We start from the raw sequence: 15,672 nt of genomic DNA on the forward strand, positions 1-15,672 counted from the left end.
GAGCTAATTTAGCTTTTCAATCACTGTTTTTTAACATTCTTTAAAAAGAATAACAAACAACTTAACTTTTTGTTTGCTAGATCAATACAAAGATGTGTTTTTAATATTTTATTGCAAATTTTCAAATCCAAATCGCAAAATTGTTTGTTGTGTCAAACTTATAATGATCAAAAACAAAAAGTCTCTTCAGCAAGAAGAGACTTTATATCTTTTAAGGGTAAATTATACAAGTATTATAATCCTTTCAAAAAAACATTGTTATTGCGTTCGTGACCTATTGTAGTTGAAGGTCCATGTCCAGGATAAACTTCAACTTCATCATCCAAAACCAGTAATTTATCCTTTATTCCTTCGATCAGTTGTTCGTAATTTCCATATGGAAGATCGGTTCTTCCGATACTCTCGCGGAATAAAACATCTCCTGCAATTAGAAATTTTTGTTCTTCATTATAAAAAACCACATGTCCTGGCGAATGTCCTGGCACATGCATTACTTTCAATTTTGAATTTCCAAATTCAATTACATCTCCATCTTCAATTGCTATCCCCATTGCAGGTGGTTCAACCACATTCTCTAATCCTAAACGAATAGCATAATTGGGAGCTTCAGCTAATAAAAATTCATCATCTTTATGAGCACAAGTCAACAAATTGAACTCATCTTTCATGAACTGATTTCCCAACACATGATCAATATGCAGGTGCGTATTCAATTGTTTCACCAACTTTATTCCCTTTCTCTTCACAAAATCGATCAACTTCTTTCCCTCTTCCTCGAAAAAAACACCGCAATCAATTAACACGGCCTCGCCTGTTTCATCATGTAAAATGTATGTATTTTCTTGCCAGTGATTAAACACCAATGTTTCTATTGTAATCATATGATAATTTTTAAGTAGCTCAAATTTACATTTATTTCAAACAACTAAAAAAACCAATTGCTAAAATCTCACCAATTCTGTTTCAAACCAAATTAAAAGTTTCCATTACTTCATAAATTGCCCCCTTTTTTCTTAGACTGCTTTCCATTAAAGCAAACTCCTCAACCAACAGTTCTTCGTCACACCAATTAGCAATCTCTTTCAACTTTTCTTTCGCTACTTCATGATTTTTAACTCAATGCTTTATTCTTCCAATAGTAAAATGTGAAGTAAATTTGTTATCAGCAAACTCCACGATATACTTTAACTACACAAAATTTTCATTTTTAAACCGTTAGATCATATTATCCGATTCAACATCTATCCACAATACTTTTTCCCTATTTTTAGAAGGAAATGCACCCAATGATTTTAGCTATATCCGAAAAAGGAGAAATTTTTTCGCCACAAGTTCTCAATCCATTTTTAATTAAAACGATTTTTCGAATATCGTTTGCTCCAATAAAGCCAAGCGTAATATGTAATCTTTTAAAATTTAAACATTTAACTCTCTCACCTTTTAATTCCAACCGAACTTATCGAAAAATCCCACGTATTTGATCGATAATAATTATCTTTATTGCTATGAAAATACGTTGTGTTTCCACTCGAAACTATCAATTATTGATTTGTAATGAGCAAATTATACAAATAATCTGCATCTAAATATTTAAAATCATACAATAATGAACTCAAAGAAAAAATTTGCAATCGTACTAGCTGGCTCTGGAGTTTACGATGGATCTGAAATTCATGAAGCTACTTTATCTCTATTCACAATTTCAAAAAACGGAGGTGAATATGAAATATTTGCACCAAACATCAATCAGTATCATGTAATAAACCATATTACTGGTGAAGAAATGGCTGAAAAAAGAAATGTGTTAGTTGAAGCTGCTCGCATTGCAAGAGGAAACATTAAAGATTTAAAGGAGTTTGATGCTAACAATTTCGATGCTATCCTTTTCCCTGGTGGATTTGGCGTGGCAAAGAACCTATGTACATTTGCATTTAAGGGTGCGGATTGTGATGTAAATCCAGATGTTGAAACAGCATTAAAAGCCATGCATGAGGCTGGAAAACCAATTGGTGCATTGTGCATTGCTCCTGCCCTAATTGCAAAAATACTTGGCAAGGTCGAAGTTACCATTGGACAGGATGCAGCAACTGCTGAAGCCATTACTTCACTTGGGGCTAAGCATATCAATACAAACCACGGTGAAATTGTTTTCGATAAAGAACATAAAATTGTTACCACTCCATGCTATATGCTCGATGCTACCATTGCTCAAATTGGTGAAGGAGCTGAAAATGTTGTAAAAACAATAATGGCCTTATAAAAGATATTTTAGCTGTTGGCTTTTAGGGATTAGCAGGAAGCCAACAGAACTAAATAATGCAACATCTCGATAAATGAAGAACAGAAACACCAAAGATCCTGGCGAAAATCACATCTACCCTTTTATCCTATCCAACTTTTTTGTATTTATAGGTATCTTTTTTAGTCTGAATTCGGCTTCAGAAGTAGCTATTCTCATGTATTCTTTGGCTATAAATCTGTTCATTCACTGGCTTGTATTTTATAGCTTTACAAAAAAGAAAATGGTTCATTTTTCGAAGTACTACAATAATTTAATGATCGGTATTTTTTGCATTTCTTCTGCTATCCCTGTTTTTATTTTAATGATGTCATTATTATTGGAATTCCCCATTCAGAATTGGATTCTTATAACCATTTCGCTCTTGCTAAGTTTTATTTTAAAATTTGGTTCATACAAATACTTTACATGGGAATCAGCAACAGAAAAATTAATCAACCAATACAGAATGAGTGTAGAACAAGAGCGTGAACAGAATTTTAAAATTGTAAAAACACATCTCGAAAGCAATCCTGAAAAATTCAAAGATTATTTGGTAAAATCACAGGTGTTTGATAAAAAGCTAGAAGAACTATTTTTATGAATAATCCCTATTTTTATTGTCCCCTGAGAAGCTTCACCTGCCCATTGGGTCAAAAAAAGTGATTAAATTTCATTTTTCACTCCTCCTCTGGATCAAATTTTAAACCAATTTGTAAAAAAAATACCCAATTACTGACTCAGAGAAGCAATTACTGTTTCAACTTGTTTTTAGAATGTAATAAACCTTTTTAATGATTTATGAAAATTAATTAATCTGGCGACGATGAAGAGGTTTTGGAGGGAGCAATTCTTTATTTTTCATCCTATCTAAGATTTCCTCTACCATCCAATCGTCTCCTAATGGATCGTAATGTGCCTTTAAGGATGTACCGAACATTGTAGCCACCGATTGCCAAAACACAGCCGTAAACGAACCTTTCAACTCTTTCAAGTGATGATAACTACTATTTCCTGTTTCTCGATCGACCAATTTCATCAGCAATTTTCCCTGCGATATCTTCAACTTCATTAAAGGCTTTTTGTATTCCTTCATCAGCCCTTTGTACTCTTTTCTAATCAATTTTCTACGTTCCTTTTTATTATCAATACTTTCCAATTGCTGATTTAAGCGATTAATGGTATGGTTGGCTTCTTCTGCATAAGGATACACGATTCTTACATTCTTAACTGTTCGCCAATATTTTCGAGTGCTTCGATAATACTTTCTTTTTCTTTTCTTGTATCTCTTTACAGTGATTTCATCGAGATTTACGTGTAAATTGGTATCGGCAAAAACAACTGTATCCTGAACACTATTTACTTTAACACGAGCATAGGATTTCGCATTTGATCTTGTCCCAAGCAACAAGCAAAAACATCCTAATAATAATATTTTTAAACCAATTGATCCTTTCACAATTCAAAGTTAAACTTTCTATCTTTAACAGGAAATTACCAAAACATCTTATCATGCAAAAATTCATTCCCTTATTTCTATTACTGGTTTCTTCAGTTATCGTTTCAGCACAAGACCGTATTACTGGTTTCAATTTTGCCACTCGCTCCGAAATCATTGCCCAACATGGCATGGCGTGTACCAGTCAACCATTGGCCACTCAAGTTGCACTTGATATTCTTAAATCGGGTGGAAACGCAGTTGATGCGGCCATTGCCGCCAATGCAACTTTAGGATTAATGGAACCAACAGGTTGTGGTATTGGTGGAGATATTTTTGTTATACTTTGGGATGCCAAAACCAAAAAGCTTTACGGCTTAAATGGTAGTGGCCGCTCACCAAAATCGCTCACGCTGGATTATTTAAAGACAAACACCAATGGCAAGATTCCAGCCTATGGACCTCTTCCGGTATCAGTTCCCGGCTGTGTTGATGGGTGGTTTGCCATTCACAAAAAGTTTGGCAAACTTGATATGCAAAAAATTTTAGATCCTGCCATAAAGTATGCAAAGGAAGGCTTTCCTGTGAGCGAAGTAATTGCTTACTACATGAATAGTTCTGCCAAAAGATTAAAAAAATATCCGGGCTTTACAGAAACTTACATGTCAAATGGCAAAATGCCTCAAAAAGGTGAAATATTTAAAAATCCATATTTAGCAGATACCTATGAGAAACTTGCCAAAGGAGGTCGCGATGCTTTTTATAAAGGGGATATCGCCAAAACCATCTCCAAATACATTAAAGAACAAGGTGGTTTTCTTTCTTACGAAGATTTGGCTTCTCATAAATCAGAATGGGTTGACCCAATATCAATTAACTACAGAGGATATTCGGTTTGGGAGTTGCCTCCAAACGGACAAGGAACCGCAGCATTACAAATCTTGAATATTTTAAAGTATTACGACATTGCTAAAATGGGATTTGGCTCAAGCGATTACATGCATACATTTATAGAAGCAAAAAAACTGGCTTTTGAGGATCGTGCCAAGTTTTATACCGATCCCGATTTTTCAGATATCCCAATAAAAGAACTCATATCTAACGAATATGCTTTAAAACGTAAGGAACTAATCGATTCTAACAAGACTAAACGAGAATATCCGGCAGGTGAATTGGAACAAGGTAATACGATTTACCTAACCATTGCAGATAAAGAAGGCAATATGGTTTCTCTTATTCAAAGCAATTATCGAGGTATGGGATCTGGAATGACTCCTCCTGGATTAGGTTTTGTATTGCAAGACAGAGGCGAGTTGTTTAGTTTAATAGAAGGACACGCCAATGTTTATGCTCCTGGTAAGCGCCCTTTCCATACGATTATTCCAGCATTTATATCAAAAAACGATAAGCCTTTCATCAGTTTTGGTTTAATGGGAGGAGCCATGCAACCACAAGGTCATGCTCAAATTGTAGTGAATCTTATTGATTTTAGAATGAACCTGCAAGAAGCAGGGGATGCACCACGAATTCGCCACGAAGGCTCTTCACAACCAACAGGAACAATGATGAAAGACGGAGGATGGGTAAATCTTGAATCAGGTATCCCCTATCAAAGTATTCGTGAACTAATGCAAAAAGGACATAGAGTAAAATATAGTGCTGGTGGTTTTGGTGGATATCAAGCCATCATGTTTGACGAGAAAAATGGGGTATATTACGGTGCTTCCGAATCGAGAAAAGATGGACAGGCTGCTGGTTACTAAACCTGATTAAAGCCATTCTATTTACATAAGTTCAATTCTTGATTGGATACCCCTATAACTGCTATTTCCATAGATTAATAGGCGTTTGGGGAGATTCTAAAAAACATGAAATTTACTTAAGACTATTTTTTGGGATACACTTAATTTTTACTTCTTTTGCAAATCACAAAATAATAACGACATAACAGATTGGGCATGACTAAGTATGTAGAATTAAATGTTAGATCGGAGATCGGTGAATTAGAGGGAGTAATCCTCCATACTCCGGGTGCAGAAGTCGAAAACATGACTCCTGAAAATGCCGAAAGAGCTCTTTACAGCGATATCCTGAATCTTGCTGTTGCCAGAGAGGAATACAAACAATTAAGCGGTGTGCTAAGTGAGATTGCACAAACCTACCAAGTAAAAGATCTTTTAGCTAATGTTCTTAAAAACGATAAGGCCAAAGAAGCAATTATTGATAAAATTTGCCTAATGGAGCCTCAGGTAGGTGTTAAAGGCAACACCTATTGTATTAAAGATTATTTGTTAGATCAGGATGCAAATGAATTGGCTATTCTTTTAATTGAAGGTGTACCGTTAAAACGCGATAATCTTACCAAATTCTTGAGCAAGGAGCGTTTTGCGATGCGTCCACTTCACAACTTCTTCTTCACCCGAGATGCATCCATGTCGGTTTTGAATGAAGTATTAATCGGTAAAATGGCCAATGGCGTTCGCGATCGTGAATCATTAATCATGCAATCAATTTTCGATTATACTCCAGGTTTTAATACCAAAACAGTGAATCCAACCGATAACCCATTGGTGCATCCTAACTGCATGATTGAAGGAGGTGATGTTTTGATTGCTCGTGATGACATCCTGATTATCGGTAACGGAACCAGAACCACAACTCAAGGTATCGACTTTATTCTTGCTCAGCTATTGTCACAAAAAGAAGAAAAACAACGTCATATCTTGGTACAGGAATTACCCAGTCAGCCAGAATCATTCATCCATCTTGACATGGTATTTACCCTGTTGGATGTTGACAAATGTATGGTTTACGAACCACTAATTATGCGTCCAAATAAATATCAAACCGTTCACATAACAATTCAAAACGGTAAAGTATTAGATATCCGTAGAGAAAATAACCTTCTTGAAGCTCTGAAAAAATTAGGCATGGATCTTAAACCTATTTTTTGTGGAGGCAATGGCGACCCTTGGAATCAGGAAAGAGAACAGTGGCATTCCGGAGCCAACTTCTTTGCGGTGGGTCCTGGCAAAGCAGTTGGATATGGAAGAAATATCCACACTATGGAAGCCATGAATAAAAATGGTTTTGAAATTCTGCGTGCAAAAGATATTATTCGCCATAAAGTTGAGCTTTGCAATTACGAAAAATATGTAATTACCATTGAAGGTTCAGAGCTACCTCGTGGTGGTGGTGGTGCACGATGTATGACAATGCCTGTGCGTCGTAAACCAACTAATTGGTAAGAAATTTTACAAAATACTATCTAAAGGAATTCTTTTCGGATTCCTTTTTTTTATTTTTGTCCCATAAAATAGCAACACACTAAATCAGGATGAGAAAACTAAAGAACAGTGAATTAGATCGTAAAAGCATAGAAGAATTTAAGGCATCAGATAAAACACCAATCATTATTGTATTAGATAATGTAAGAAGCTTAAACAATATCGGTTCAGTTTTCCGCACCTCCGATGCTCTATTAATTGAGGCTGTTTATTTGTGCGGTATTACTGCCACTCCTCCCCACCGAGAGCTACACAAAACTGCCCTGGGAGCCGAAGATTCCGTAAAGTGGAAGTATTTTAAGAACACCGAAGATGCAATTACTAAATTAATGGAGAATGGTTTCGAGGTCTACTCTGTTGAGCAAGCTGAAAATAGCATCTCTCTCGAAAATTTCGAAACCGATACATCTAAAAAATATGCTCTGATTTTTGGAAACGAGGTTAAAGGAGTACAACAAAAAATTGTTGATGCCTCTTACGGGTGTATTGAGATTCCTCAGTTTGGAACCAAACACTCCTTCAACATATCGGTAAGTTGCGGTATTGTTCTTTGGGATTTATTCTCTAAAATGAACAACCAAAAATCATCTAAACATTAAACTCTAAGGTAATAATCGTTCCGGGAAAAGCCATTTCATATTCTTTTGAGAAGGTTCTTTGTTTTACTTGTTTCCAAACTACGGTTCCTGACATGATTTGAATTTTACCCTGGTTTTGCTGTACAAACTGCCTAATTGTGTAAATTCCTATTCCTTTATGATTCTTTTTTGCTGTTGTACTACCATTTTGCACCGCCCACTCCATTGCCGCAATGGGGTGATTTATAGAGCTTAAATCGACAAATGTTTTTCCATTATTTACAATACTCACAAACAACTTTTTATTATAAACCGAGAAAAAATGTGCAACATAAACCTCACTGCAACCACTGTGGACAAAAGCATTTCTAAATACTTCTGCAACGCAAAGTTGAATCGCCATTTTTAAATGCTGATTTAAGCTTATGTCTGATCGTTCCGGAAAAATCTTTGTCTCCAGATATTTCGACAAAGCTTCTTCGTTTGAACTTGCGAAGTTCTGACACTTAATTAAGTGTTTCCAAAGGTTATTTTTGGCCGCTCCATTATATAGTTTTTTGGTATTAAATAAATTGGCTATTGGCTCTTGAATATTAATTAAACGTAGTTTGTTATTCTTATTTTCTAAACTAGCTATTAAGCAACCCAATACAGAAAATAAGTTAGATTCGATAACTTTTGTTTCCTCAAAGTTAAAAATAACCAGCTCGTGGTAACACTTTTTAGTACATTGAAATAGATCGGTAAAAAATACAAGCCCTTGAAAATTGTTTGTAAGTTTCTGTGGAATTAAAATCTCCATCTTATTCTATAATTTAATCCTTAAAATGATAGGATTGTCTAAGATAAAAAATCACATCATATTTTTAAAGTTCTAAAAATAAAAAAGCGACCCAAAACAGGATCGCTTTTCAATATATTTTGTATTTACCAATTATTCAACAATTGCTTTGAATTTAGCATCTTCGAATAATTTAGCAAATTCCATGTCAGTCTTTGCTACTGATTTTAAAGAAGCATCTTTCGCTATAGCAGTTTCAAGATTAGTGAAAACCAAGTTATTGTTATTGGTTCTTGCACCTACAACAGCTTTTAGGTAGTAAACCATTGCAGCATCTTTAGTATTAGCATTTAATTTTTCAAGAGCTACATTGTTTTTACCAGCCAAGATGTTAGCTAAAGCAGAATTAACCGATGAACAATCACCAAAATGCTTAACTGCAGCATTGTAATCCGCTTTCATAATAGCAACAATACCTTGATTGTAGTTAACTTCTATACCTGCACCTGTTGCAGCACCGAAAAGAACTTCTGCTTCGGCAACTTTACCGTTAACCAACTCCACAGCACCTAAGTTGTTTTTAACAACTGGGTTGTTAGCAGAAAGTTGATCAGCTTTTTCGAAGTTAGATTTGGCATCAGCAACTTTACCCATACCGAATAAAATCATACCAGCATCGTTATAAGCTCTCCAGTCTTTTGAGAATTGCTTTTTAGCAGATTCGTAAATTTTCAATTTATCATTTGCAGACTCAACTAAAGTAGCAGAATACAATAACTCTTCCACGTTCAATTCTGCTGGTTTGTTCATACCAAGATCTTTCAATTCAGCGTCAGACTTACCAATTAGGTCAACATTAACAGTAAATTTAGCTCTTCTTAATTTAGGAAGTACTTCTTTTTTAACATCGTCGAAAGCAGCAGAAATATTTCTGATTTCTTTTTCACGTACTTCAGGGTCTGAATACATAGAAAGAACACGAAGAATTAATTCTTTATCCTGTATGTTTGAAGCTTTCATTAACTTTTGGAATCCTTCCCAGTCTTCCGGAGTAACTTTAGACTTGAAGAAATCTTCGGCAGCATACTCAGTCATCTTCGCTCTCTTCATTTCTTTCTTGATATACTTAGAAGAAGAAACTTCACGTTTACCAGCTAATTTTTCATTCCAGCCTTGCTTTCCATCAGGTGATGCATAAGCAGCTACTTCTACTCCTTTGTATTCTTTCTTTTCATCAGCCTTAACTGCATCCAAGTAGGACTTAAGAGCTTTCACATCTTCAGCTTTCATTTCCGACCAACGAACTTGTGAACTGTTGATTAGGTAGTGAAGATCAGCTTCTTGAGTTTCCGGAATAATTCTTTGGAATTCATCCTTACCAATAATGTTCATTGGATTATTCTGTACCAAAGTAGCAGTAGCAACTACACCGTCTGCAATTTTATAAGGATCAAATTCAACCGATTGCTCACCTTTGCTAGCAGTCATTCTAACCTCAAGATCAGAAATTCTCATTGCTTGTTCGTAAGGAACTTTACCTGTGTAGGTAATCGTTTTTCCAGTTTCAAAAGGAACTACAGTATTGTTTCCTTGAACTTTCTCGCCTTGTAAAGTCTTAGATGGGAAAGCTTTTTCACCACCTTCGAATTTCAATACAGGAGTTGCAACAACTGTGGCATTCTTATTAAAATATCCACCTGGGATGTTAACAACAACTTTTACATCAACCATGTCAGCATGCGCTTCCAAAACTTCAGGAGTCACCTGATACTTGATATCGCTTGCTTCTTTCTTCATCTTATTAAGACCAGCACAGCTTGTAAGTACTAATCCTGCTAAAGCCAAAGAAGCTAAGGAAATAACCTTTGATCTTTTCATAACAACTACTTAATTATTTTAACTTTTAAATTATATTCTAGTTCGAAAACAAATTTAAGAAAATTTTATGCAAATAGAATTTATTCGGTCTTTTTATTTGAGTTTTCAAGGCTTTCAGAGAATTATTCTATTCAAACCACAACCACATGCCGAATTAAACATAGCCTCGGTAATCTTTTTATAATCACAATCTTGGTTAACGAAGTCGACATCATTGGTATCAATCACTAAAAGCTTAAGATCGTGTTGCTGCTTAAAAAACTCAAAATAACTGTCTTGAATTTTGAGTAAATAGTCTGCTGTAATCTTTTGCTCATAATCACGTCCTCTTTTTTTAATATTCCCCAATAGTTTGTCAATGCTAGAATGCAGATAAACATACAAGTCGGGCTTAGGAAGAGAATTGTAAATAATATGAAAAAACTGACGATACAGCATGTACTCATCATCTTTTAGCGTTTGCTTCGAAAATATCAAAGACTTCATGAAATAATAATCCGCTATGGTAAATGATTTAAATAAATCAGGTTCACTCAATTCTTTTTTTAACTGATTGTATCGATCAGCCAAAAACGACATCTCCAATGGGAATGAGTATTTTTCTGGATCTCTATAAAATTTAGGCAAAAATGGATTTTCGGCAAATTGCTCTAATATCAGTTTTGCATTGAAATCCTCTGATAATTTATGTGAAAGAGTTGTTTTTCCGACTCCAATATTGCCTTCAATTACGATAAAATTATAATCCATTAGAAATGTTTTTGCGTTTTTGGAGCCATAAAAGTAAAAAATGAATGGCAATTTCAGTCTTTAAAAAAAGAAAAACTAATGCCAATTATGAATCAAAATGATTCAAATTGAATTACCCCTTGTTCATTGTTAACATTTTGGATCTGTATATGATTTTTTATTCATATGTCAGGTGGAAGCGACAAGATCACAATAATCATTAGGATGTATGTTTGATAATTATTTTAATCATGCTTGTTTCAAACTTTTTCTTTTTAAGTGATTGATAAAATACCTCTACAATTGCTTACCCTTTCTTTTGTATTCTTTATCTTTTCGATTTCCCAATACATTTCCAACAATCATCCCAACACCAGCACAAAGAAAGAATATGGCAGGATTAAAACTGTAAAACAACCCATAAGTCAGGAATAACCCAAAAACAACACCACCCAGTGTATAAATAGTCGAATAGGTATAGGTAAAATGATGAATCTGATAAACACCATGTTTGGTTTTTAAATGATTTAGAATTTTTTCTACCCTTTTTTCATATTCGCTCCGGTTCACACCAGATTGATTAATCAAGCGATCTAATTCATCGATAATACACTCCAATTCAACTTTAGCATATTTACATTCTAAGCAAGCTCTTTGTTGATCCAACAATTTGGCAATTCGTTTTAATTTTCCAATCTGATAAAATCTGTAATCCTTTACAGATAAATATTTCTCAGCCTGTCGATCAATCTTTATAGAGATCTCTTCTACCCAATTATTTTCCATGACTTCCTTTATATTATGCCTCTAAAATAGGTAAAGTAGAATCAAAAAAAAATCCCGGGAATGTTTCCCCGGGATCAAGAATCAAAATATATGGATTATTTTTTCTCTTCTTTTTTCTTTCTTTCAGGCTTTGGTAATAGTACTTTTCTCGATAGCTTTAGTTTACCTGATTTAGAATCGATATCAATCAACTTCACTTCCACTTCCTGACCTTCTTTTAATACTTCATCAACTGTTTGAAGTCTTCTATGTTCAATTTCAGAAATATGAAGTAATCCATCCTTACCTGGAAGGATTTCGATAAACGCACCAAAAGTTACAATTGATTTTACTTTCCCTTTATAAATTTCACCTACCTCAGGAACAGCTACAATTCCTTTTACTCTTCCTACTGCAGCATCAATTGCTTCTTTGTTATCAGCCGAAATATCTACAATTCCTTTGCCATCTACTTCTTCAATCACGATAACAGCACCTGTAACTTCTTGAATTTCCTGTATGATTTTTCCTCCAGGACCGATCACTGCACCAATCATATCTTTAGGAATCTCCATTGAAACGATACGTGGAGCATGAGGCTTCAAGTCTTCTCTAGGTTCTTCAATTGTTTCACTGATCTTATCTAAGATATGAAGACGGCCTTGACGCGCTTGTTCAAGAGCTTGAGCCAATACTTCATATGGAAGTCCATCTACTTTGATATCCATCTGAGTAGCGGTAATACCATCTCTTGTGCCAGTTACTTTAAAGTCCATATCACCTAAGTGATCTTCATCTCCTAAGATATCCGAAAGTACAGCATATTTCTCAGCACCTGCAGTCGAGATTAATCCCATTGCAATACCAGTTACCGGTTTCTTAATTTGGATACCTGCATCCATTAATGCTAATGTTCCAGCACAAACAGTTGCCATTGATGAAGAACCATTCGATTCCAAAATATCAGATACAACTCGAATGGCATAAGGAGAATCAGCTGGAATCATTCCTTTTAATGCACGATAAGCCAAGTTACCATGACCAACTTCACGACGACTAATACCGCGTGAAGCACGAGCATCACCAGTTGAGAATGGTGGGAAGTTATAGTGTAGAACAAATTTCTCTTTACCTTGATACAATACATCATCAACAATCTTTTCGTCAAGTTTAGTACCTAAAGTAACAGATGTTAATGATTGAGTTTCACCACGAGTAAACACAGCAGAACCGTGTGCACCTGGAAGATAATCAATCTCCGACCAGATTGGTCGAATCTCATTGGTCTTACGACCATCCAAACGCAATCTGTCTTCCAATACCATATTTCGAACCGCTTCTTTCTCCACATCATGGTAGTAACGGCCAATTAAAGTCATATTAATTTCTGCTTCCTCTTTTCCTTCAGAATACTCAGTAACAAATTCTTCCTTAACAGCAGCAAAATCCTCAGCACGTTGGTGCTTGTTTGTATTCTTACGACGAGCCACTTCTAAAACTTTGTCGTAAGTTTTGTCGATGATTAACTGACGTAATTCTTCGTCATTTTCTTCATGACAATATTCTCTCTTTTCTGTTTTTTCCAGTAACTCAGTCAATTCGATCTGAGCATGGCATTGAATTTTAATGGCATCATGAGCAATTTTGATCGCTTCTAGCATTTCTGCCTCCGAAACTTCTTCCATCTCACCTTCCACCATCATAATATTTTCCATTGTAGCAGCTACAACCATATCAAGATCTGCCGCTTCTAATTCTGTACGAGTTGGGTTAATTTTAAACTCACCATCAACTCTGGCAACGCGTACTTCTGAAATTGGTTCCATGAAAGGAATATCAGAAACTGCAAGGGCTGCGGATGCAGCCAAGCCTGCCAATGCGTCAGGCATTGTTTCGTTATCAGCCGAAATTAAGTTAATGGATACAAAGGTTTCTGCATGATAATCCTCTGGGAATAATGGACGTAAAGCTCGGTCTACGAGGCGGGAAACTAAAATTTCATAGTCGGAAGGTCTACCTTCTCTTTTCATGAATCCACCTGGGAAACGACCTAATGCACTAAACTTTTCTTTGTAATCAACAGACAAAGGCATAAAGTCAACATCAGGCTTTGCGTCCTTAGCGGATACTACTGTTGCCAACAACATGGTCTTACCCATTTTTACTACTACAGATCCATCGGCTTGTTTCGCCAATTTCCCTGTTTCAATTGTGATGGACCTTCCATCACCTAATTCAATTATTTTTTCGATCACTTTCATCTTTTGTAGTTTATTTCAAACTTCTTTTTGGATAAGCAACAAGGTGTCGCCAATATATAAAAAAGCAATCCCGATTGCTCGGGATTGCTTTAATATGATATTATTTACGAATATTTAAAGCTTTAATGATAGCTCTGTATCTTTCAATATCTTTTGCTTTTAAGTAATCAAGAAGGTTTCTTCTTTTTCCTACTAGCAATTGCAGTGCACGTTGGGTACTGTAATCTTTTCTGTTGTTTTTTAAGTGCTCAGTTAAGTGAGCGATACGGTAAGAAAACAAGGCAATCTGAGATTCTGCAGTCCCAGTGTCTTTGTTAGACTTCCCGTACTTTTCGAAAAGCTCTTGCTTTTTCTCTGCTGATAAATACATAATTCTTATTTTAAAATTTAATTTGATATAAAATGATTGCTTTTTACAATCAATCTGCAAAAATAACTAATATTTTCTACTAAACAACTTATTGACTCAAAAACATTATACGATTTCTTACCAATATTCAGTGTAAGTAATTGTATATTTTCATATTTAACCCCTTGATTAATTCCGAATTGTTGATGCTTCTTTATAATACCCTGCACTGCGGTATTCCAATACCTCGCACCGGGTTAGTCTAACACCTCATATCACGGATCAAGCGGAAAACTTGTGGGGCGTGTATATTTCATGCATAAATTTTGGAAAGTCTGAATAGGAAAAATTCAACTTCTCTCACACCTCTAAAAGCAGTTCTGAAGGCCTTAATTTTAGCATTAAAAGATTCAGCAGAAGCATTTGTACTTCTATTTTCAAAATAGTTCAAGATCCCGACCTAGTGTGTTTTAATGGAGTTTGATACTATCCGAAAGGATTTCATTCCCGTCTTTTCAACCTGGTCATACCATTTGGCCAACTTGGCATATGCTACACCTTTGTCCTTGGTTTTTGAAAATATATTTTTCAAGGCTTGACTTAAATCATAAGCTTGCTTCAATTTAGGATACTTTTCAAATAGAATACTGGCTCTGAAGCTTTGAGAGTCACTCCATTTGTTGGGAGATTTGAATAATAGAAATCGACTACGAACTAACAACTGTTTTAAAGTATCTCCATTGGCAAGTAGTGTGCTTTGATAAGGAATTCCCTTTGTTTTAGCAGATTTTATCTCTTTATTTTCCTTATCAATAGCTTTCCATCTGTAATCGATTCTTAATTCCTGAACAGCATCATTGGCTAGCTTTTGAACATGAAATCGGTCAATAACCAGCACAGCTTTTGGAAAGCACCTACGTACTACTTTATTCATTGATGCAGCCATATCCAGAGTAATTTCTTTCACCGAACATCGCTTTTCCCATGGAATTTTGTGCAATACTTTTATGATATTGGACGACTCTGTGCCTTTAATCATGGCAACCAGGCAAGCTTTCTTGCCTTTAGCTGCTTTGTTGGTTACAATGGTGTAAAGCTCTCCATTAGAAAGCGAGGTTTCATCGATACTTAAATGCCTGCCAAAGTTTTTAGCAAACAGAATCCAATCTTTTGCATGATCTTTTTGTGCCCAGTTTTGATAACTGCTTAAATGATTCTTATACTGATGCTGTAAATGTTTTCCATCAAGATGATAGTAATCACCAAGACTTTTACAGCTCACAGGTTTAGATTCCAAATGCTCCTTTTAAAAAAGACGCGAACCCTTT

Annotated in this window: 13 protein-coding genes and 1 pseudogene; 5 read left to right on the forward strand and 9 right to left on the reverse strand. The window is 35.3% G+C overall.

Annotated features, from left to right (window positions below; all coding sequences use genetic code 11):
• Positions 1-233 precede the first annotated feature (233 nt).
• Complete coding sequence (locus ACO05S_RS05805) at positions 234-881, reverse strand: MBL fold metallo-hydrolase (protein ID WP_421920585.1); 648 nt, start codon at positions 879-881, stop codon at positions 234-236.
• Positions 882-1,606: 725 nt separating this feature from the next.
• On the opposite strand from ACO05S_RS05805, the gene elbB reads away from it, so the two are divergent.
• Positions 1,607-2,260 (forward strand): isoprenoid biosynthesis glyoxalase ElbB, encoded by a 654-nt coding sequence (gene elbB / locus ACO05S_RS05810; RefSeq protein ID WP_421920586.1) that lies wholly within the window; start codon positions 1,607-1,609, stop codon positions 2,258-2,260.
• Between the two features lie 73 nt (positions 2,261-2,333).
• Positions 2,334-2,882, forward strand: coding sequence for a hypothetical protein (locus tag ACO05S_RS05815; protein WP_421920587.1), 549 nt, complete (start codon positions 2,334-2,336; stop codon positions 2,880-2,882).
• 204 nt (positions 2,883-3,086) lie between these two features.
• Here the strand turns inward: ACO05S_RS05815 and ACO05S_RS05820 are convergent, their stop codons facing one another.
• Positions 3,087-3,737 (reverse strand): DUF4294 domain-containing protein, encoded by a 651-nt coding sequence (locus ACO05S_RS05820; protein ID WP_421920588.1) that lies wholly within the window; start codon positions 3,735-3,737, stop codon positions 3,087-3,089.
• Between the two features lie 53 nt (positions 3,738-3,790).
• Between ACO05S_RS05820 and ggt the strand changes: the two genes are divergently transcribed.
• The 3 genes from ggt (at position 3,791) to ACO05S_RS05835 (ending at position 7,602) form a co-directional block, all read left to right on the forward strand.
• Complete coding sequence (ggt, locus tag ACO05S_RS05825) at positions 3,791-5,479, forward strand: gamma-glutamyltransferase (protein ID WP_421920589.1); 1,689 nt, start codon at positions 3,791-3,793, stop codon at positions 5,477-5,479.
• A gap of 195 nt (positions 5,480-5,674) precedes the next feature.
• Positions 5,675-6,964 carry an arginine deiminase family protein gene (locus ACO05S_RS05830; RefSeq protein WP_421920590.1) on the forward strand — a complete coding sequence of 430 codons (1,290 nt, stop codon included), beginning with the start codon at positions 5,675-5,677 and terminating at the stop codon, positions 6,962-6,964.
• An 89-nt stretch (positions 6,965-7,053) separates the two neighbouring features.
• Positions 7,054-7,602, forward strand: a complete 549-nt coding sequence (locus tag ACO05S_RS05835; protein WP_421920591.1) for an RNA methyltransferase — start codon at positions 7,054-7,056, stop codon at positions 7,600-7,602.
• Here ACO05S_RS05835 and ACO05S_RS05840 read toward each other — a convergent pair.
• From ACO05S_RS05840 to ACO05S_RS05870, 7 genes and pseudogenes are all read right to left on the reverse strand, one after another.
• Positions 7,592-8,383 (reverse strand): hypothetical protein, encoded by a 792-nt coding sequence (locus ACO05S_RS05840; protein WP_421920592.1) that lies wholly within the window; start codon positions 8,381-8,383, stop codon positions 7,592-7,594. The two genes, ACO05S_RS05835 and ACO05S_RS05840, sit on opposite strands and share 11 nt — an antisense overlap.
• A gap of 132 nt (positions 8,384-8,515) precedes the next feature.
• Positions 8,516-10,240 carry a tetratricopeptide repeat protein gene (locus ACO05S_RS05845; RefSeq protein WP_421920593.1) on the reverse strand — a complete coding sequence of 575 codons (1,725 nt, stop codon included), beginning with the start codon at positions 10,238-10,240 and terminating at the stop codon, positions 8,516-8,518.
• Positions 10,241-10,354: 114 nt separating this feature from the next.
• Positions 10,355-10,990: a deoxynucleoside kinase gene (locus ACO05S_RS05850; protein ID WP_421920594.1), complete on the reverse strand. Its 636-nt coding sequence runs from the start codon at positions 10,988-10,990 to the stop codon at positions 10,355-10,357.
• Positions 10,991-11,266: 276 nt separating this feature from the next.
• The gene (locus ACO05S_RS05855; RefSeq protein WP_421920595.1) at positions 11,267-11,755 is read right to left on the reverse strand and encodes a hypothetical protein; all 489 of its coding nucleotides are present in this window, start codon (positions 11,753-11,755) and stop codon (positions 11,267-11,269) included.
• Positions 11,756-11,850: 95 nt separating this feature from the next.
• A complete protein-coding gene (pnp, locus tag ACO05S_RS05860) occupies positions 11,851-13,995 on the reverse strand; it encodes a polyribonucleotide nucleotidyltransferase (protein ID WP_421920596.1) in 2,145 nt (714 codons plus the stop codon).
• Positions 13,996-14,095: 100 nt separating this feature from the next.
• Entirely contained in the window at positions 14,096-14,365 is a 270-nt protein-coding gene (rpsO, locus tag ACO05S_RS05865) for a 30S ribosomal protein S15 (RefSeq protein ID WP_110363274.1), read from the reverse strand.
• Positions 14,366-14,657: 292 nt separating this feature from the next.
• Positions 14,658-15,641, reverse strand: a pseudogene (locus ACO05S_RS05870) (ISAon1 family transposase).
• Positions 15,642-15,672 lie beyond the last annotated feature (31 nt).

The sequence above is a fragment of the Marinifilum sp. genome (genome assembly GCF_965230805.1).
Lineage (GTDB): Bacteria > Bacteroidota > Bacteroidia > Bacteroidales > Marinifilaceae > Marinifilum.